The sequence below is a fragment of the Bacteroides clarus genome (assembly GCF_015555825.1).
Classification (GTDB): Bacteria; Bacteroidota; Bacteroidia; order Bacteroidales; family Bacteroidaceae; genus Bacteroides; species Bacteroides clarus.
Genome location: NZ_JADNLF010000010.1, coordinates 1 through 21,081, shown reverse-complemented (window position 1 = coordinate 21,081; position 21,081 = coordinate 1). Strand labels below are relative to the sequence as shown.

Sequence of the window (21,081 nt, the reverse complement as noted above, 5' to 3'; positions counted from 1 at the left end):
TACATCCCGGAATTCTTCATTCTTAATTCTCAATTCTTCATTTATATTAGCATTCCAGCAACATCTGATTCACAGAGCCACCCGGAGGTGTCATCGGCATAACATTTCCTTCTTCTTCTACGCAAGCTTCCAACAGGAACGGGCCGTCTGCCGCAATCATCTCATCAATGGCTTTCATCAGCTCTTCGCGGGTAAATACCCGACGTGCCGGAATTTCGTATGCGGAAGCGATCTTCATATAGTCAGGGTTCATCATTGGAGTAAATGAATAACGGTGATTGAAGAACATAGCCTGCCATTGACGAACATTACCGAGGAAGTTATTGTTCAGCAAAATCATCTTAACGGGAGCTTTCTGCTCCATTACCGTACCCAGTTCCTGCAAGTTCATCTGCAAACCGCCATCACCCATAAAGACGCAAACCGTACGGTCGGGGCGTCCGAAAGTTGCACCGATAGCGGCAGGAAGACCGAAGCCCATTGTGCCCAAACCACCGGAAGTGACAATACTGCGTTCCCTGCTATATTTAAAATAGCGAGCGGACATCATCTGGTTCTGGCCTACATCCGTTACCAAAACAGCCTCGTTATTCGTGGCCTCACTAACGGCACGCACTACTTCTCCCATGCTCAATGTATCACCTGTCGGATGCAGCTCGGGACGGATTACTTTCTCCTCCTCCATCTGTTCGTAGGGCAGGAAACTTTCCAACCACTCTTTATGTTCGGCGGGTTTCAGCAATTCGGTTACTGCGGCAAGAGTATCTTTACAGTCACCCAATACAGCCACATCCGTTTTTACATTCTTATCTATCTCCGCAGGATCGATATCGAAATGAATTACTTTTGCTTGTGACGCATAAGTAGATATTTTACCCGTAACACGGTCATCAAAGCGCATACCCACCGCAATCAGCACATCGCATTTATTGGTATTGATATTCGGACCCAGATTACCGTGCATGCCCAACATACCTTTATTCAGTGGATGGTCCGTAGGTAATGCGGAAAGTCCCAGCAAAGTACAACCGGCAGGCATACCCGCTTTTTCAATGAAAGCGCGTAATTCGTTCTGCGCATTGCCGAGCTCTACACCTTGTCCCACCAACACCAACGGACGCTCCGCCTCATTTATCAAATCTGCAGCCTGTTGTATGGCTTCCTGTTCCATTTCGGGTACCGGAAGATAACTGCGTACATAATCCACTTTGGTAGGAGTATATTCCGTCTTATCCACTTGGGCATTTTTGGCAAAGTCCAGTACAACCGGACCGGGACGTCCGCTCTGTGCAATATAGAAAGCGCGGGCCACAGCCCATGCAACGTCTTCCGCACGACGAATCTGGTAACTCCACTTCGTGATAGGTTGTGTAATGCCTACCAAATCCACCTCTTGAAAGGCGTCTGTTCCGAGAAATCCCGTAGCGACCTGTCCGGCAATGACAACGATCGGTGTACTGTCTATCATGGCATCCGCAATACCTGTAATGGTATTTGTTGCGCCCGGACCGCTGGTGACCAGACATACACCGACCTCGCCCGATACACGTGCAAAGCCTTGTGCTGCATGAGTAGCCCCCTGTTCATGGCGAACAAGGATATGATTCAGATTCTCTCGGTGGTCGTATAAGGCATCGAATACCGGCATGATGCTGCCACCCGGATAACCGAAAATGGTCTTTACTCCCTGATGTTCCAGAGAGCACATCAACGCTTCTGCGCCTGTTATTAAGTTTTCCATATCTATTTATTATTGTTTTCGGGCACGGATTCCTAAATTATTCTATCAGCCTTACAGCCCCTTTATCTGCCGAACTTACCATACTGGCATACGCTTTCAACGCTTTCGACACTTGGCGGTCTCGGGTTACCGGTGTCATAGAACGGGCAGCCAACTCTTCATCCGTCAGCTTCACATTAATAGAGCGGTTCGGTATATCTATTTCGATGATGTCACCGTCTTGAATCTTACCGATATTACCACCCGCAGCAGCTTCAGGAGAGATATGTCCGATACTCAGCCCGGAAGTACCGCCACTAAAGCGTCCGTCGGTAATCAACGCGCACTCCTTACCTAAATGACGGGATTTGATATAAGAAGTAGGATAAAGCATTTCCTGCATACCCGGACCGCCTTTCGGACCTTCATGAGTGATAACGACAACATCGCCGCTGACAACCTTTCCACCCAAAATACCATCACAGGCAGCTTCCTGTGAATCAAAAACTTTGGCAGGACCGGTAAACTTCCATATACTTTCGTCCACTCCGGCAGTCTTGACCACGCAACCGTCCTGCGCTATATTTCCTTTCAGTACAGCCAATCCGCCGTCCTTGCTATAAGCATGCTGCAGGTCACGGATACAACCTTCGGCACGGTCTGTGTCCAATTCCTTATAATAAGCATCCTGCGAACCGAGTACCAGATTGAACTTTCCGGCAGCGGCACTGGAATATTTCTTGATTGCTTCCTTACAAACATTCAGGCCGGTGATGCAATACCGGTCTATTTCCTCAGCCAACGTCATTCCGTCTACACGGCGTACATTCGTATCCACCAAGCCGCCTTTGGCAAGTTCGCCCATAATGGCAACGATACCGCCGGCACGATTTACATCCTGTACATGATATTTCTGGGTATTGGGAGCTACTTTACACAAACAAGGAGTCTTACGAGACAACATATCGATATCATCCATCGTGAAATCCGCTCCGGCTTCATGGGCTACCGCCAGCAAATGAAGCACCGTATTGGTAGAACCGCCCATTGCAATATCCAATGTCATGGCATTCAGAAAAGCTTCACGAGTGGCAATGCTGCGGGGAAGTACGCTTTCATCTCCTTCCTCGTAATACTTATAAGCGTTTTCAACAATCAGTTTGGCGGCATCTTTAAACAGTTCCTTACGATTTTCATGAGTAGCCACAATTGTACCATTACCCGGAAGCGCCAACCCGATAGCTTCGTTCAGACAGTTCATGGAATTGGCGGTAAACATACCCGAGCAACATCCGCAAGTGGGACAAGCGTGCTGTTCAATCTTGGCAACCTCATTGTCACTCACGCTCTCATCAGCCGACTTAATCATAGCATCAATCAAATCGAGGTGCTGTCCGTTCCATTCTCCGGCTTCCATAGGACCTCCGGAAACGAATACCGTAGGGATGTTCAGCCTCATCGCAGCCATGAGCATACCCGGAGTAATCTTGTCGCAATTGCTGATGCAGACCATGGCATCCGCCTTATGCGCATTCACCATATACTCCACACTGTCGGCTATAATATCGCGTGAAGGCAATGAATACAGCATACCGTCATGCCCCATCGCAATACCGTCATCAATGGCAATCGTATTGAATTCGGCGGCAAAGCAACCTTGCTTTTCTATCTCTGCCTTTACAAACTGGCCTATTTCATGCAGATGCACATGCCCCGGTACAAACTGGGTAAAAGAATTGACTATCGCGATTATGGGCTTACCCATCTGTTCTTTCTTCATACCGTTGGCTACCCACAATGCGCGGGCACCTGCCATACGGCGGCCTTGTGTACTGAACGAACTGCGTAACTGATGTTTCATCTTATCTGTCTCCTTTTATGAAAAAAGCCTTTCTCACCGTAATGAGAAAGGCTTATTATAAATATCTTTACCGTACGAATACATACACAACCTTTCTCACGCTCTTGATGCCACCACCACGACGCGAATAATATGCAGGACTGCCAGGTTAATAGATGTATGCAAATTCATAACTAAAGTATCTTTATTGTTCTTTTATTTGTTATTTCATATAAATATGCTGCAAAGGTAAGTGCTTTTTTATAAACTCCAAACAAATTGAAGAAAAAAAAGATATAAACATGAATAATCGTAAGGAAACCGTGCCTTAAAATCTTATTTTATCACTTATTAGTTTCAGATAAAACCATTCGGACGCTTTCAGAGGAAGGTATTAATCAATTACAAAGCACTTAATAATCTGAAAATTACCGGGACGCTTCCCCCTCTCGAAGCAAAATATTCGTATCTTTGCACACTGTAAAGACAAAAACAGTATTTACCAATAGAAATAACAAAATTAATGGAAACAGTAGAAAACAAGTACATCACCTTAGCATATAAGTTGTACACAATCGAAAACGGAGAAAAAGAATTCACAGAAGAAGCTCCTGCAGAACATCCGTTTCAATTCATCTCCGGTTTAGGCCTGACATTGGAGTCTTTCGAGAACCAAGTGAAAGATTTGAAGAAAGGCGACAAGTTCGACTTTACAATCAAAGCCGAAGAGGCTTACGGCGAATATGACGACGAGCACGTTATCGATCTCCCGAAGAATATTTTCGAGATAGAAGGTAAGTTCGATAGCGAACGTGTAGTAGAAGGCGCTGTAATTCCTTTGATGACCTCAGAAGGTCAACGCATCAACGGAAGTGTAGTAGAAGTAAAAGACGATGTAGTAGTAATGGACATGAATCATCCCTTGGCAGGTTGCGATTTGAACTTTGTAGGTGAAATCACAGAAAACCGTCCGGCTACCAACGATGAATTGTCAGAAATGGCACGCATGATGAGTGGCGGCGGATGCAGTGGCGGATGCGACTGTGGAGACTGCGGCGGCGGATGCGGCGACCATGAATGTGGAGACGGATGCTGCCATTGATAAATTGAGAATTGAGAATTAAAAATTGAGAAATAAATGCTGCGCTATATGCTGCATAGTATTTCTCAATTTTTAATTCTCAATTCTCAATTTTTATTCGTCATTATCTCCAGTACCAGTCTATCCGTTTCATCCATTCCTTTAGAACCTATCTTTGTCAGGTTACGGATACTTTGGTCTACATCTTCATCAATAATTCCTTCAACGGAAGTGACACAACGATTTTCCATTGCCATGATGGCGGAAAGAACGGCGGTAGAAACACCGGTAGTTACTTTCAAAGCGCAACTGGGCTTGGCGCCGTCACAAATCATTCCGGTAAGGTTGGCAATCATATTCTGAACAGCAAAGGCTACCTGTTCGTAAGTACCGCCCATCAGCCAGGTAATACCGCAACTGGAGCCTGTGGCAGCTACCACGCAACCGCACAGGGCGGACAGGCGTCCCAGACTTTGTTTGATATAAATCACGGTCAGATGACTAAGCATCAGGGCGCGAATCAGTTCTTCTTCCGATTTACCGTTCTCCTCGGCATAGACAAGAACGGGTAATGTAGCGGAGATACCCTGATTTCCACTTCCCGAATTACTCATTACCGGTATCATGGCACCTGCCATACGGGCATCGCATGCACCGGACGTATACGAGAGGATATGGGAGAACACGCTATCACCCAATATCTTATGTTCATAAGTACCACGCAGCATCCTGCCCAGTCCGTGACCGTAATTCCCGTCGAAAGACCGTTCGGCAGCAGCTTTATTCAAACGGGCAGTCTCGAGAATGAAGCGAATTTCGTCCAATGGAGCATTCATGGCAAAGTCGTACACTTTTCTCAAGGTCAAATCTACGGTTTGCTCTTCCGTCTCTCCGCAACTTGTATTTTGCTTGTTTAAAAAGACATCATCGTTACGGGCTATATATATAAAGGTGGTATGACCTCCGGCTATAATGGCGGTAGCCTTGTTACCCGCTGCCTCGCAACAGACTTCGATATAGAGTTTCTCCGTGATATCCTCTTTCAGGGATATATTGATACGCTTTTCACCGATAAACCGCTTTCCCTCGTTCACGGCATCAGGGTTACTGTCTTTCAGCACTTCCAGTTGATATTCCGATTTACCGATTAACGCTCCCAAAGCTACGGCGATAGGCAACCCGATCATGCCCGTACCGGGAATCCCGACACCCATTGCGTTTTTCAGAATATTGGCGCTCAACAGGACATCTATCTTTTCCGGCTTTGCGCCCAAGGTTTCGGTTGCTTTTGCCACACATAAAGCAACGGCGATAGGTTCCGTACATCCAATGGCAGGAACTACTTCACGCTGCACCAAGGCAATAATCTGTTTCCTTTCTGTTTCAGTCATATTATAGACATATATTTTATTCGATATTTATGCAAAGATAGACGGAATAACAAATAAATAACAGACTTTATCGCACTTTTTTCATCTTGAATCTGTTATTACAAAATAATAGCGTATTTTTGCAACTCACTAAACTATATCAAATTATCAACTTTCAAAAAAGAAGTATATGAACTTTAAGAAGTGGACTACTGCCCTCATGCTTGCCTTAGCCGTCTCGTCCTGTATACAGGATGAAGCGCTTAACTCCGAAGCAGCCATTGATGCCTGTACGGGCGCGGATGTACAATTAGCTCACATCAACAGTGACTCGAAAGAAATAAATATATATGTGCACAAAGGAGCGAATTTATCGAAACAACAACTGTCGTTTACATTGCCTGCCGGTGCGACGCTCAGCGCAGACCAACATTATCCGGACGACATAATGAATACCTATGACTTCAGCAACGAGTCGCGTTCACGTACCTTTACCGTAACTTCCGAAGACGGCGAATGGCATTCTACTTATACCGTAAAGATTATACCAACCGAGGTTCCCGGTTCTTTTCATTTTGAGGAATTACTTCCATCGAACAATACCGAATACGATATTCTTTATGAGTTCGAACCCGGAACTTCAACCAGCGTGTCACGCGTTCTGCAATGGTCAAGCGGCAACCCCGGTTTCAAGCTAACCAGCATGGCCGGCGGCCGTACCGGTTATCCTACCCAGCAAATCACCGACGGCTATCGTGGCAAAGGATTAAAGCTGACAACCTGCGACACCGGCAGTTTCGGTGCCATGGTGAAAATGTATATCGCGGCAGGGAACCTGTTTATCGGTTCTTTCGACTTGGCGAATGCTTTAAAAGACCCGTTACGCGCCACTAAATTCGGTATACAATATTATAAGCGTCCCGTATCTTTAAAAGGCTACTATAAGTTCAAAGCCGGAGAGGTTTATACCGATGAAGGCGTCGTCCAGAAAGACAAAAAAGACCGTTTCGATATTTATGCCATACTATATGAAGCTGATGATAACACTTTCATGCTGGATGGCGGTAATAGCTTAGATTTGACTTCCGGCAAACTTGTGTCTATCGCCCGTATCAAAGAAGCAGATGCTAAAGAAACCGATACATGGACAGCATTCGACTTGCCTTTTGAAGCGGTAAACGGTAAAAGTATCGATACCGGCAAATTGCAGAATGGTAAATACAAATTAAGTATTGTCCTTTCTTCCAGTGTAGACGGCGCTTACTTCAAAGGAGCTGTTGGCAGTACATTGTATGTAGACGAATTAGAACTTATAAGCCAAGACAACTAATATAAAGTATGAAAAAGTATCATTTTATTTGCATTATAGCCGTTCTGCTGGCAATGGTTACCGGCGTACAGGCACAAGAAGAAAGAAACAAAAGTCTTATCAACTCCTATCTGCATGGTTGGGAATACGGTATAAAGGCCGGATTCAACATCGGCGGTACATCCCCCATCCCTCTGCCTAAAGAGATACGTAAAATAGACAGTTACGCACCGGGTATAGCCATTGCCATCGAGGGTAATGCCACCAAGTGGTTTGACAAAGACAAGAAGTGGGGACTTACATTAGGCCTGCGGTTAGAGAATAAAAATATGACTACCGAAGCCACCGTAAAGAACTACGGTATGAAAATCATCAACACCAACGGTGGAGAATTGGCAGGTCTTTGGACAGGCGGTGTCAAGACCAAAGTGAAAAACTCTTATCTGACGATTCCTATTCTGGCAAACTACCACATCAGCAAACGCTGGATATTGTCCGCCGGCCCCTATTTCTCCTATCTGCTGGAAGGTAACTTCTCCGGACACGTTTACGAAGGACATCTGCGTACTCCCGACCAGACAGGTTCAAAAGTGGAATTCACAGGTGAAAGTATTGCGACTTATGACTTCTCCAATGATTTAAGAAAATTTCAATGGGGCTTACAACTCGGTGGAGAATGGAAAGCATTCAAACACCTTACCGTCCATGCCGACCTGACATGGGGACTGAATAATATCTTCCAGAAAGATTTTGATACAATAACGTTTAACATGTACCCCATTTATCTGAATTTAGGGTTTGGATATGCGTTCTAAACAATGAGAGATATTATCCTTTTTGTCAATACACAGCACTAAGTACCATAACAACAAAAATAAAGAGAATAAGTGCTATAAATAAAAAGAGGCTGAATAACTATTGATAGTCATTCAGCCTCAATAAACGACAATACTAATCAATTATTTCACATCTGTCAATATTTTAAAATCATCTATTAATAGTGTGCTTCCCGGAGCGCCATTATAAGTAGCCCCTTCCTCACTTGACGTACAAACAAAAGTAATCTTGTACTGCTTATTTGTCTCAAAAGACTTATTATTCATTTCTGAAAAAGGAATCTCAAAATATGTCCAATCAGCTCGTTCTCCCTTATCATCTAATTGAGCTTTCAAAACAACATATGGAGAATCTGTTATTACATAATTCTTGTTTTCTTCTTTACTAGAACCACCTATTAAAGTTATCTCCTGTCCATTTTCATCAACAGCTTCATATAATACCGCATAAATATCGCACTTATCTATCTTATCTGCAACAATTTCTCCCCTATCATTTCTATAAGTTTCTCCTGCTACATATTTATACCAACCTGAAAATTTCAACGGTTTACCACCAGTATACTCTATTCCAAATTTCGTACTAGCAAGCTTATCATCCATATCAGTGCTAAAAGTTCCCAAAAATAGACTTCCTGCAGTATTACGAGGAATACCGAACATATCTTGTACTCCTGATGCATTACCAGGTAGCACAGTATCTAATGTTCTAATTACAACAGAAGTATTACCAGATTTGGCATCAGTATCTGGTTCAACAGCATATTTTAGAGATTGAGCCCAATCTGGCACTGAATACCCCATCAGACCTTTTATTGAAGTCACACCATCATTTGTAGACCCCCAAGGGCCACCAATAGGCAACTTATATATTTGATCTGTGTACATTGAACCAGCCACAGTTTCCCATTCCTCAAAATCATAAGATAAAACAGTATTCTTTCCTACTACAAAAACAGAATATGTTGTAACTGCCCCATTTTCTGCAATCACTGTATAAGTTACCTTATTAGTACCAGAAAAATTCTGTTCCACACCACTTGCAGGGGACACCGTAGCTTTATCAGAAATTGTAAATATAGGTTTCAAAGCTTTTAAATCATTGTCTGTAGCCACATCACTCACTCTAAAAGTAATGATACCTGTTTCATTATTAATAATCGGTTGTTCTGTTACTAATTCGCTATCAAAAATAAAAGTTTTAATTAAAGCTTCTGAACTTTCATTACCAGACATCTTAGTACCTGTATAAGTCACTTGTACATTCTGAGATGCACCATTAAGCTTAGCAGCTATATCTAACTGAACAGAAATTTCACCCTCCACAATTGTACCCACAGCTTTCACATCCGCTGTAAGTTGATACTTTGCTAAATTTAAAGATTGAGTTCCAGTGAAAGAATATAAATTATCTTTTTGACTTAGTTGGCAGTCTTTCAGTTCAATATCACCCAAATCCATACCCATCAAACTAAAATTCGCCAACAGCAAGTTTATAGTAGAATTGCCAGCCTTAGAAATAGTAATATTTTTCGGTAGGCCAGAAGCAATTGTTGTGCCTTCCAGTTTAATATCCAATGTACCTTTATAATCACCTGCTATTTCGCTTTCGATGGCTTTAGAGTAATCCGGTGCGTCATCATCGTCGCTACAAGCAGTAAACAAACTCATTGAACAGATCAATGCAAATAAATAAAACAAATTTTTCTTCATACTAAGTACTTGTTTAGTTAATAAATTCCCCATATAGTTAGGGGATACATAATACTCTCTTTTTTATCAAGGGCACAAAATAACAGTTTTTAAAACCTTTAAACAAGGTCTTTTCTATAAAATAGATGTTCCTTTTTTCAGATAGGAACAATTATAAAGTTTCTTCACATTCTTAAATACTTCTATGTATTTTAAGGCGGAATCCATGCTTTGAACCGATAATCGGCGTAACCAAAAGCCCGGAAATAAAAGATTTATTGTCATTTTTGAAACGTTTTACAAAAAAAATTGTTACCTTTAAAAAGTCAAAGCCTCTTATAGCAAGGCAAATTGGCGCATTAACCTCATTATAAACTCTTAAAGCAATTGATATGTTCAACTCATTCGGCAATATTCTCCGTCTTACCAGTTTCGGAGAATCACATGGTAAAGGCATAGGCGGCGTAATAGATGGATTCCCCGCAGGAATTACCATCGATATGGACTTCGTGCAATCGGAGCTCGACCGTCGCCGTCCGGGACAATCACGTATCACTACCTCACGAAAAGAATCTGATAAAGTAGAATTCCTTTCCGGCATTTTCGAAGGTAAATCTACCGGATGTCCCATCGGATTCATCGTATGGAACGAGAACCAGCACTCTAACGATTATAACAATCTGAAAGAAGTATACCGTCCCTCGCACGCCGACTATACATATAATGTAAAATACGGAATACGCGACCACCGTGGCGGCGGACGTTCATCGGCGCGCGAGACCATTTCGCGTGTTGTAGCGGGAGCTTTGGCCAAGTTGGCTTTAAAACAGCTTGGCATCCGCATCACAGCATATACTTCACAGGTAGGCCCCATCAAGCTGGAAGAAAATTATACCGCTTACGATCTCGACCTGATTGAAACCAATCCGGTACGCTGCCCCGACCCGGAGAAAGCGAAAGAAATGGAAGAGCTTATCTTCAAGATAAAGGGCGAAGGCGATACCATTGGCGGCGTGGTGACTTGCGTAATCAAAGGATGCCCCATCGGACTGGGACAACCCATTTACGGTAAACTGCAATCAGCCCTTGCTGCCGGCATGCTCAGTATCAATGCCGCAAAGGCATTTGAATACGGCGAAGGATTCAAGGGTTTGAAGATGAAAGGTTCCGAACAAAACGACGTGTTCTTTAATAACAACGGACGCATCGAAACGCATACCAACCACTCCGGCGGTATTCAAGGCGGCATCAGTAACGGACAGGACATCTACTTCCGCGTAGCTTTCAAACCTGTGGCCACCGTACTCATGGAGCAGCATACCGTAAATATGAACGGCATAGACACCACACTCAAAGCCCGCGGACGCCACGACCCCTGTGTATTGCCCCGTGCCGTGCCTATCGTAGAAGCCATGGCCGCCATGACCCTGCTCGATTTCTACTTGATTGACCGTACTACGCAATTATAATAAATACCGCTTTACATTATATATGGAAATAAAGAAATATATTGCAGAGAACGAGTCCAGGATGTTGGAAGACCTGTTCAGCCTTATCCGTATTCCCAGTATCAGTGCCAAACCCGAACATCACGACGATATGCTGGCATGCGCAGAACGCTGGGCCCAACTGCTGCTCGCAGCGGGCGCGGACGAAGCGTTGGTAATGCCTTCTGCGGGCAATCCTATCGTATTCGGACAGAAGATTGTAGACCCGGAAGCTAAAACAGTATTAATATACGCACATTACGACGTGATGCCCGCCGAACCGCTGGAGCTTTGGACAAGCAACCCCTTTGAACCGGAAGTACGTGACGGCCATATCTGGGCACGTGGCGCGGACGATGATAAAGGACAGTCTTTCATTCAGGTAAAAGCGTTTGAATATCTGGTAAGGAACAACCTGCTGACACACAACGTAAAGTTTATCTTTGAAGGAGAGGAAGAGATTGGTTCACCCAGCCTCGAGGGCTTCTGCCAAGAGCATAAAGAGCTGTTGAAAGCCGATGTAGTCCTCGTTTCCGACACCAGCATGCTGGGCGCAGACCTCCCCTCACTGACTACCGGCCTGCGCGGACTTGCCTATTGGGAAATAGAAGTGACCGGCCCGAACCGCGACCTGCACTCCGGACACTTCGGTGGTGCGGTAGCCAATCCTATCAACGTACTTTGCCGGATGATAAGCAAAGTAACGGACGCCGACGGACGCATCACCGTTCCCGGCTTCTACGATGATGTGGAAGAAGTACCGCAGGCAGAACGTGAAATGATAGCGCACATCCCGTTCGACGAGGAGAAATACAAAAAAGCCATCGGCGTAAACGCCCTTTTCGGAGAAAAAGGGTACAGCACGCTGGAGCGTAACAGTTGCCGTCCGTCTTTCGATGTATGCGGCATCTGGGGCGGCTATACGGGCGAAGGTTCCAAAACCGTACTCCCTTCCAAAGCCTATGCCAAAGTATCGTGCCGGCTGGTTCCGCATCAGGAACACCATAAAATTTCGCAACTGTTTGCCGATTATATCATGGCTATCGCTCCCGACACCGTACAGGTAAAAGTCACTCCCATGCATGGCGGACAAGGCTATGTATGCCCCATCACGCTCCCCGCATACCAGGCGGCGGAGAAAGGCTTCACCAAAGCTTTCGGCAAGAAACCGTTGGCAGTACGTCGCGGCGGCAGTATTCCTATCATCTCCACATTCGAGCAGGTATTGGGAATTAAAACCATACTGATGGGCTTCGGCCTGGAATCCAACGCCATTCACTCTCCCAACGAAAATATCCCGTTGGATATTCTGCGCAAAGGCATTGAAGCAGTTGTTGAATTTCACCTGAACTATTGATATGGACGACTTTCAGATACAAGCTATCGGTCTTATGTCCGGCACGTCACTCGACGGGCTGGACGTTTGCTGCTGTACCTTCCGCCGCAAAGCGGGCAAATGGTCATTTCACATCGACTGCGCCCAAGGTTACGGCTATCCGGAAGAACTGAAATACAAACTGGGTACAGGCGCGCAAAATATGAGCGCGCTTGAATTCATCACCTTTCACAGCGCCTATGGCTCATTTCTCGGGAAGCGCGTCAACGAGTTCATGCAGGAGTTCGGCGTACGGCCGGACATCATCGCATCGCACGGGCATACCATCTTCCACGAACCGCAAAGGAAAATCATGTACCAGATTGGAGACGGTGCGGCCATTGCCGCCGAAACCCGTATTCCCACGGTATCCGACTTCCGCAGGCTGGACATCATGCTGGGCGGGCAAGGCGCCCCGCTCGTACCCATCGGCGACCGCCTGCTCTTCGCCGACTATGACTACTGCCTGAACATCGGAGGATTTTCCAATATCTCGTTCGAGCAAGACGGCAAACGTATCGCTTTCGATATAAGCCCGGTGAATTACGTAATCAACCACTATTGCCGCCAAATCGGTCTGGAGTTCGACCGTGACGGAGAGATTGCCCGCCGTGGCGCTATCTGCCGACCGCTGCTGGACGAACTGAACGGAATGGAATTCTACCACCAGTCCGGCCCTAAATCATTGGGACGCGAGTGGGTGGAAACACAAGTCTACCCCATGCTGGAACGATACGGACTGAGTTTGGAAGACAAGCTGCGTACTTTCTACGAGCACGCCACTTTCCAGATATTCCGCATCATCAACGCCCATCCGTCTTCAGCGGGTAATGGCAAACTGCTGATTACAGGCGGCGGAGCATTCAATAAATTCCTCGTAGAACGGATTGAAGCCTTATGCCCCTGCCAAATCGTAATCCCCGGCCGACAGATTATAGAATATAAAGAAGCATTGATATTCGCCTTTCTCGGTGCGCTCTACATGGCAGACGAACCCGGCTGCCTTGCATTCGTCACCGGAGCGTCGATGGACAATATAGGCGGAATGTTATTCAAAGTATAAAAATCATGAAACCTATGAACGATTCCGACAGCCCCTGGGAAATCATTTCCAGCGAGTACCTGCATAAAGCCCCGTGGCTCACCGTACGCAAAGACCATGTAGTATTGCCGAACGGTAATCATATCCCTTCCTATTACATATTGGAATATCCCGATTGGGTAAATACCATCGCCATCACGCGCGACGGGCAATTCGTTTTTATCCGCCAGTACCGACATGGCCTGCAAGAGACATCCTATGAACTTTGTGCCGGCGTATGTGAGGAAGAAGATGCCTCTCCGCTGATTTCCGCACAGCGGGAGCTGCTTGAAGAAACCGGCTACGGCAACGGTACGTGGCAGGAATACATGCAAATCTCCCCCAACCCGAGTACCCATACCAATATTACGTATTGCTTTTTGGCTACCGATGTGGAAAAGATTTCGGAGCAGCATTTGGAAGATACGGAAAGCCTCAGCGTACATCTGCTTACGCTTGCAGAAGTAAAGGAGCTGCTGCAAAAAGGAGAGATAAAGCAAGCGCTGATGGCCGCTCCATTGTGGAAATATATAGCCGAGAAAGGACTATAATCCGGCTACCGCTCTACTCAAACGGCTTGCGGAATGTACAGCCGCCTTTCCATTCGGAACAGCCGTAAGCCGTTTTTCCTTTAATAATCGTTCCTTTTCCGCAAAGCGGACAAGGTGTGCCAACCAATGCATCGGCAGGCTGATTCTCACCAGCCGTTTGTTCCGTTTTCTTTGCCGCGGACTTTCGCGGCGCTCTTTTCTTTGGCTCTTTTTTCGGTTTACCGGCAGCGGAAGCTGATGCGGCAGATGTCTTTTCACCCTTTTCCGACGCAGGGGCTTGTATGGTGATATGGCGGTTGCTGTTATCGGAAAGGACGCTCATCACAATCTCCGATACCATTTGCTTCAGTTCTTCCAGAAACTGCGAAGCGTTGTAGGTACGCTTTTCTATTTCACGCAATTTCTTTTCCCACATACCGGTCAGCTCGGCAGATTTCAACAGTTCCTCGTGAATAATCTGAATCAGCTCCACACCCGTAGGGGTGGCTATCAGGTTCTTTTTCTCCTTACGGATATAGTTACGCTTGAAGAGCGTTTCGATAATGGCGGCACGCGTGGAAGGACGGCCGATGCCGTTTTCTTTCAAAGCGTCGCGCAGTTCGTCGTTATCCACCAGTTTACCGGCGGTTTCCATGGCACGCAGCAAGGTAGCCTCGGTATAAGGGCGTGGCGGTTGCGTCCACTTTTCGTACAAATCCGGCAGATGAGGGCCGCTCTCTCCCACCACAAACGCAGGGAGCACGTTTTCATCTTCTCCGCCTTTCTCCTCTTTTTCTTCTTGCGACCGTTCCGAGAGTGTACCGAACACCACACGCCAGCCGGGCTCCAATATCTGCTTACCCGAAACTTTGAACTCAATCTGTTCCACCTCACCTATTACGGCAGTCGTCGCAAACAGGCAGTCCGGATAGAATACGGCAATGAAACGGCGTGCAATCAGGTCGAATACGCGACGTTCCATATCCGTCAGGTTCTGAGGGGGCTGGCCGGTAGGAATGATGGCATGGTGGTCTGTAACCTTCGAATTGTCGAACACTTTCTTCGACTTCGGCAGCGTAGCTCCATCCAGCGGGGCGGTCAATGTCTGATAATCACGCAAACCTTTCAGTATGCCGGGGCATTTGGGATAGATGTCGTCACTGAGGAAAGTAGTATCGACACGCGGGTAGGTCGTTACTTTCTTCTCGTAAAGCGACTGTATGGTTTTCAACGTTTCGTCGGCGGAGAAAGCAAACTTCTTGTTGCACTCCACCTGCAGGGACGTCAGGTCGAACAAACGGGGCGGAGCCTCTTTGCCGTTCTTACGGGTGACGTTCGTTATGGTAAAAGGAGAATCCTTTATCTGCTCCAGCAGAGCCATTCCGCGCTCCCGGTCGGTGAGGGGTTCTATCCCCCGGTTTTCTTCGGGTTTTGCGGCTTTGGCGGCGGTTCCCTCTTTCTGCTTTTCCGCTTCCAATACCAGTTCTTCATCACTTTTGCGGAGAATGGCGGAGAAAGTGGTATCCCGATACACTGTCTTCAGCTCCCAGTATTGTTTGGGAACAAAGTTCTGTATTTCGAGCTGACGGTTTACGATTAGCGCAAGCGTAGGCGTCTGTACACGTCCGATAGAAAGCACTTGCCGGTTCTGACCGTACTTCATGGTGTACAGGCGGGTGGCATTCATACCCAGCAGCCAGTCGCCGATGGCACGCGAAAGCCCTGCCTCGTACAACGGCTGGAAATCGGACGCATCCCTCAGCTTGGCAAATCCCTCGCGGATGGCTTCTTCCGTCAGCGAGGAAATCCACAGACGCTTCACCGGACAACGCGCACCGGCTTTCTGCATCACCCAACGCTGAATCAGCTCTCCCTCTTGTCCGGCATCACCGCAGTTTATAATCATGTCGGCATGCTGCATGAGGTTCTCAATCACGTGAAACTGGCGTTCGTACGTAGGGTTGCTGATAAGCTTGATACCGAAACGGGGCGGAACCATAGGCAGGCTGCCCAAGCTCCACGATTTCCAGTTGGGCGTGTATTCGTGCGGCTCCTTAAGGGTGCAGAGGTGGCCGAACGTCCAGGTCACCTGGTATCCGTTTCCTTCGATGTATCCGTCTCTCTTATCTTTCGCTCCGAGTACATCGGCTATGTCACGCGCCACAGAAGGCTTTTCGGCAATACAAACTATCATTCACTTTTCTTTTTAGGTGCGGCAAAGATAATGCAAACCGAGAGCAGAAGCAAATGAAATCATCCCGCGGGACAAATAAATTCGTCTCACGAGATAAATAAATCCATCCCGTGAGATGAATAAAACCGTCCCGCAAGACGAAAAAAACCATCTCACGAGACGGATTCAAGCGGTTGTAAGAGCATTTAGCACAAATTTAAAAGCTGACTGTACAAAATTGACAATCAAATAAACATTCCGCATCATAAAAAAAACATTAGAGTTCGCAGATACATGGAAAAAGGCGTAATTTAGCAATCGAGGAAACAATCTCCGAAATCAATTATAAAACTAATAATATGGTAAAACAAATCTCAATGAAGCACATAGCCTGCCTATCCCTGCTCAGCTCATCAATGGCATACGCTGCCGAACGTCCCAACATCATTTACATCTTTACCGACCAGCATACGGCAAACGCCATGAGCTGCGCCGGAAATCCGGATTTGCACACGCCCAACCTGGACAGACTGGCTGCCGCCGGCATCATGTTCCAGAACGCTTACTGTACCGCACCGCTGAGCGGTCCTTCACGCGGCTCCATGTTTACGGGGCATTATCCCGATGCAGTAGGTTTGTCGGTTAACGGCTCTCCGCTTCCCGACTCTCTCAAGACACAGACACTGGGTACGCTCGTCAAGAATGCCGGATACGAGTGTGCATACGGCGGCAAATGGCATGTGCCCGAACTCGATATTCCCGACAAGCAATACGGTTTCGACCAGATATACAAGCACAGCGACGACGGACTGGCCGAAGCTTGCGTGAAATTCCTGTCCAAGAAGCACAACAAGCCCTTCTTTCTGGTAGCGTCGTACGATAACCCGCACAACATCTGCGAATATGCGCGCAGCCAGAACCTGCCTTACGGCAATACAGACACACCGGAACTGCGTAACTGTCCGGGACTTCCGCCCAACTTCGCCAAGAATCCGTACGACGCCGATGTCATCGAAAACGAAAGAGCCAACAACTTCAACGTGTACCCCACCGCTACCTTTACTCCCGAAGACTGGCGTATGTACCGCTATACGTACTACCGCCTGGTAGAGAAAGTAGACCGTGAAATCGGTAAGATTGTCGATGCCATCGACAAAAACAACCTGTGGGAAAATACCGTCGTTATCTTCTCCAGCGACCACGGAGACGGCATAGGCGCTCACCACTGGAATCAGAAATCGGCCTTATACGAAGAAGTGGTCAACATTCCGTTCATCGTAACCCTGCCCGGCAAGAAGCACGCAGGCGGGAAGTTGCCGCAACTTATCAGCAACGGCGTCGACTTCTTCGCCACCATCTGCGACTGGACAGGAGCCAAACTACCCAAAAGCGCTGCCGGAAAATCATTCCGCAAAATAGCCGAAGAAGGTAATCCGCAAGCTCCCCATCAGGATTATGTCATTACCGAAACACGTTTCGACGGAAGCAAAACACGAGGCTGGATGGTACGTACCGAGCGCTACAAATATGTACTGTACGATAAGGGAAGACACCGCGAGCAGTTGTTCGACATGAAGAACGACAGAGGCGAAACAAGAAACCTGATGATGGAAAACGCTTACGAGAAAGTGGCGCAGCAACATCGTGACATTCTCGAGAAGTATATGAATACGTATAAAATCAGACCGACACGTCCCAAATTGCATGACGTACCGGGAAAGGTGCTTCCCAAAACAGCCAATTACCAGACGGCGTATAAATAATGGTTCGTATGGCGAGACACGGAGACACAGCGTTTTCCCTGAATGACAGAGAACATACATTTTCTTTCACTCATCTCATTTTTGCAATACCCGATTATATGAACAAGACTCTATCCATTACTCTCCTCTCCTTTCTGCCCCTCTGCGCACAGGCGCAAACTGCCGGAAAGGCCACAATCAAACTCTCCGACACGACGCTGATGCACGAAATGCGCGCAACTCCCTCACCGCTGAACGGCGCTACGGTCAGTGATCGCGCCGTATCTTTTCAATGGCCGTTGCCCGCAAGCCTCAACATTCTGCGAAGCGGATTGGACGGCGCGGAAGAGAATACTCCCAAAAAGGAAATAGACAAGAGTAAGTTGCGCTACTTCCTGCGTTACTCACAAAGCCCGGCATTCGGACAGGAAAATACCGTGCAAACGGAAACACGCTGGCCTTTCTTCAATCCCGAACAAGATTTGGCTCCGGGTACATGGTACTGGCAATACGGCTACGTTACGGACGGAAAGACCGAATGGAGCGATACGTTACAATTTACGGTAGAAGCCAATCCGCATAAATTCTGTCCGCCCGCTCTGAAAGTCGTACTTAAAAACCTACCCGCCCACCATCCCCGCGTATGGCTCGACAAGGATGAATGGGACGGTTTCATAAAGCGCAGCGAGGGAAAGATTGAACGCAAGACTTACCTCAAACGTGCCGACAGGGTACTCGCTACGCCGATGAAGTCCGTAAACGACATCAATTCGGACTTGGCGAAAGGACTGACCAACGAAGTGCAGAAGAATGCCATGCTCACTCGTGAAAGCCGCCGCATCATCGACAGCGAAGAAGCCAACACAGACGTATTGATTCGAGCCTATCTGCTCACCAAAGACCGCCGCTACGCCGATGAAGCCGTGAAGCGTGTCAAGGAAATGGCTACGTGGGGAGACAACAAGAATGTGGTGGGCGACTTCAACGAGGCTACCCTGCTGTCTCTCTGCTCCATGGCATACGATGCGCTGTATGATGTCTTGGACGATGCCACACGCCAGTTTCTGCTGAATGAAATAAAAGATTTCGGCAGCAGCATGTACAAGCACGACATCAACCGTCTGGAAAATCACATTGCCGACAACCATGTGTGGCAAATGACTTTCCGTATCCTGACCATGGCAGCCTTTACCGTTTACGGTGAATTGCCCGAAGCCGACGAGTGGACGAACTACTGCTATAACCTGTGGCTCGCCCGTTTCCCCGGTCTGAACAAGGACGGAGCCTGGCACAACGGCGATTCATACTTCCATGTCAATCTCCGTACACTCGTAGAAGTGCCTTATTTCTATACCCGTCTTACCGGTTATAACTACTTCTCCGATCCGTGGTATCAGGGAAATGCGCTGTATGTCATCTACCAGCAACCGCCATTCTCCAAATCGGGCGGTAACGGCAGTTCGCATCAGAACATCCTGACTCCGGGCGGTACGCGTGTAGGCTACGCCGACGCTTTGGCACGTATGACGGGAAATACGTATGCTGCAGACTATGTGCGCCATATCAGCGCCCGTCAGCCCGATATACTCGAACAAGGAAGCACCTCGAAAGCCGGTGGCCTCGCATGGTTCCGCCTGCAATGCGACAAACCTTTGCCAAACGGACCGGGCTTGAAAGACCTGCCCATGGGACATGTATTCCCGCAAAGCGGCCTGGCTTCGTTCTCCACCGATTTGGACGACACCGGCAAAAGCGCCATGCTCAGTTTCCGCAGCAGCCCTTACGGCAGTACTTCGCACGCCATAGCCAACCAGAATGCCTTCAATACTTTCTGGAACGGTCAGTCGCTCTTTTACAGCAGCGGACATCACATCAGTTTCACCGATAAGCACAGCATTTATTGCCATCGCGGTACCCGCGCCCACAATACTATCTTGGTAAATGGCATGGGACAACGTATAGGAACGGAAGGTTACGGCTGGATTCCACGCTACTATGTCAGTGACAATATCAGCTATGTAGCGGGGGATGCTTCCAATGCTTACGGAAAGGTTATCTCTCCGCTATGGCTGCTGCGCGGCAAGCAAAGTAACCTGGAATATTCTCCGGAAAACGGTTGGGACGATACAGGACTGAAAACGTTCCGCCGCCACATCGTAACGCTGGGCAAAAGCGGGTATTCTTTCATATACGATGAACTGGAAGCTGCCGAGCCCGTAACTTGGAGTTACTTGCTGCATACTGTCACCAATCCGATGAATGTAGATAAAACCAAAGAGTATGTACACGTACAGGCCACCAGCAAAGACGGCGTATCGGACGCTTATCTCTTTTCGGCCGGAACCGTAAAGACGGATACCACCGACCAATTCTTCGTGCCTGCCGTCAACTGGCTGCGTGCAGACGAGAAAGGCCGGTTCAAGCCCTATCCCAACCATTGGCACTTCACCGCCACATCGGATAAGCAAAAGGTGTATCGTTTCGCAACGATTGTGTATACGCATGCCAAAGACAAGAATGCGGAAGCCGGACAGGTTGCCCCCAAAAGACTGAAAGACGGTAGCATTCAGATAGGTGACTGGAATATCAAAGCGAATATCTCCACCGGCGGGAAACCCTCTTTCGAGGTGCGGAACACACGCAAAGGATGCGATGCAAGCGTAAGCTATAAAGATTACGGTGCAACGGTGGTACGCGACAACGGTAAAACGACGGAACTGAAAGACGAAGTTCCCGAACTGGAAATATAAACCCGATTGATAGTATAAGGAGTATTTATCCTTTATCTATCCGCATATAAATATAAGCAACAGAAAGCCCTTTTCCGAGTCTTGGAAAAGGGCTT

At 47.2% G+C, this 21,081-nt stretch carries 14 protein-coding genes; 9 read left to right on the top strand and 5 right to left on the bottom strand.

Annotation, left to right across the window (positions count from 1 at the left end):
• Positions 1-46: 46 nt before the first annotated feature.
• Both ilvB and ilvD read right to left on the bottom strand, forming a co-directional pair.
• Positions 47-1,741: a biosynthetic-type acetolactate synthase large subunit gene (gene ilvB / locus I2F54_RS11605; RefSeq protein ID WP_195501293.1), complete on the bottom strand. Its 1,695-nt coding sequence runs from the start codon at positions 1,739-1,741 to the stop codon at positions 47-49.
• A 37-nt stretch (positions 1,742-1,778) separates the two neighbouring features.
• Positions 1,779-3,581, bottom strand: a complete 1,803-nt coding sequence (ilvD, locus tag I2F54_RS11600) for a dihydroxy-acid dehydratase (protein ID WP_195501292.1) — start codon at positions 3,579-3,581, stop codon at positions 1,779-1,781.
• Between the two features lie 502 nt (positions 3,582-4,083).
• On the opposite strand from ilvD, the gene I2F54_RS11595 reads away from it, so the two are divergent.
• On the top strand, positions 4,084-4,662 hold the full coding sequence (locus I2F54_RS11595; protein ID WP_009123165.1) for an FKBP-type peptidyl-prolyl cis-trans isomerase: 579 nt from the start codon (positions 4,084-4,086) through the stop codon (positions 4,660-4,662).
• 86 nt (positions 4,663-4,748) lie between these two features.
• On the opposite strand, the gene I2F54_RS11590 is transcribed toward I2F54_RS11595, so the two are convergent.
• A complete protein-coding gene (locus I2F54_RS11590; RefSeq protein ID WP_087412635.1) occupies positions 4,749-6,032 on the bottom strand; it encodes an L-cysteine desulfidase family protein in 1,284 nt (427 codons plus the stop codon).
• 169 nt (positions 6,033-6,201) lie between these two features.
• Here I2F54_RS11590 and I2F54_RS11585 point away from each other — a divergent pair, with 169 nt between their 5' ends.
• Together I2F54_RS11585 and I2F54_RS11580 are read left to right on the top strand one after the other, a co-directional pair.
• Positions 6,202-7,341 carry a PCMD domain-containing protein gene (locus I2F54_RS11585; protein WP_195501291.1) on the top strand — a complete coding sequence of 380 codons (1,140 nt, stop codon included), beginning with the start codon at positions 6,202-6,204 and terminating at the stop codon, positions 7,339-7,341.
• A gap of 8 nt (positions 7,342-7,349) precedes the next feature.
• Entirely contained in the window at positions 7,350-8,135 is a 786-nt protein-coding gene (locus I2F54_RS11580) for a porin family protein (protein ID WP_009123162.1), read from the top strand.
• 144 nt (positions 8,136-8,279) lie between these two features.
• Here the strand turns inward: I2F54_RS11580 and I2F54_RS11575 are convergent, their stop codons facing one another.
• On the bottom strand, positions 8,280-9,869 hold the full coding sequence (locus I2F54_RS11575; RefSeq protein WP_195501290.1) for a PCMD domain-containing protein: 1,590 nt from the start codon (positions 9,867-9,869) through the stop codon (positions 8,280-8,282).
• A 371-nt stretch (positions 9,870-10,240) separates the two neighbouring features.
• Here I2F54_RS11575 and aroC point away from each other — a divergent pair, with 371 nt between their 5' ends.
• Genes aroC through I2F54_RS11555 form a run of 4 tightly spaced genes read left to right on the top strand, consistent with a single transcriptional unit; the run spans position 10,241 to position 14,342 of the window.
• Positions 10,241-11,317 carry a chorismate synthase gene (gene aroC / locus I2F54_RS11570; RefSeq protein ID WP_009123159.1) on the top strand — a complete coding sequence of 359 codons (1,077 nt, stop codon included), beginning with the start codon at positions 10,241-10,243 and terminating at the stop codon, positions 11,315-11,317.
• Between the two features lie 22 nt (positions 11,318-11,339).
• The gene (locus I2F54_RS11565; RefSeq protein ID WP_195501289.1) at positions 11,340-12,692 is read left to right on the top strand and encodes a dipeptidase; all 1,353 of its coding nucleotides are present in this window, start codon (positions 11,340-11,342) and stop codon (positions 12,690-12,692) included.
• A 1-nt stretch (position 12,693) separates the two neighbouring features.
• Positions 12,694-13,773 carry an anhydro-N-acetylmuramic acid kinase gene (locus I2F54_RS11560; protein WP_195501288.1) on the top strand — a complete coding sequence of 360 codons (1,080 nt, stop codon included), beginning with the start codon at positions 12,694-12,696 and terminating at the stop codon, positions 13,771-13,773.
• Positions 13,774-13,778: 5 nt separating this feature from the next.
• The gene (locus I2F54_RS11555; RefSeq protein ID WP_009123156.1) at positions 13,779-14,342 is read left to right on the top strand and encodes an NUDIX hydrolase; all 564 of its coding nucleotides are present in this window, start codon (positions 13,779-13,781) and stop codon (positions 14,340-14,342) included.
• A gap of 13 nt (positions 14,343-14,355) precedes the next feature.
• Here I2F54_RS11555 and I2F54_RS11550 read toward each other — a convergent pair whose 3' ends face one another.
• The gene (locus I2F54_RS11550; RefSeq protein ID WP_195501287.1) at positions 14,356-16,515 is read right to left on the bottom strand and encodes a DNA topoisomerase 3; all 2,160 of its coding nucleotides are present in this window, start codon (positions 16,513-16,515) and stop codon (positions 14,356-14,358) included.
• A 338-nt stretch (positions 16,516-16,853) separates the two neighbouring features.
• Here I2F54_RS11550 and I2F54_RS11545 point away from each other — a divergent pair, with 338 nt between their 5' ends.
• Positions 16,854-18,257 carry a sulfatase family protein gene (locus I2F54_RS11545; RefSeq protein WP_050792292.1) on the top strand — a complete coding sequence of 468 codons (1,404 nt, stop codon included), beginning with the start codon at positions 16,854-16,856 and terminating at the stop codon, positions 18,255-18,257.
• Between the two features lie 98 nt (positions 18,258-18,355).
• Complete coding sequence (locus I2F54_RS11540; RefSeq protein WP_195501286.1) at positions 18,356-20,986, top strand: DUF4962 domain-containing protein; 2,631 nt, start codon at positions 18,356-18,358, stop codon at positions 20,984-20,986.
• The last annotated feature ends 95 nt before the right edge of the window (positions 20,987-21,081 follow it).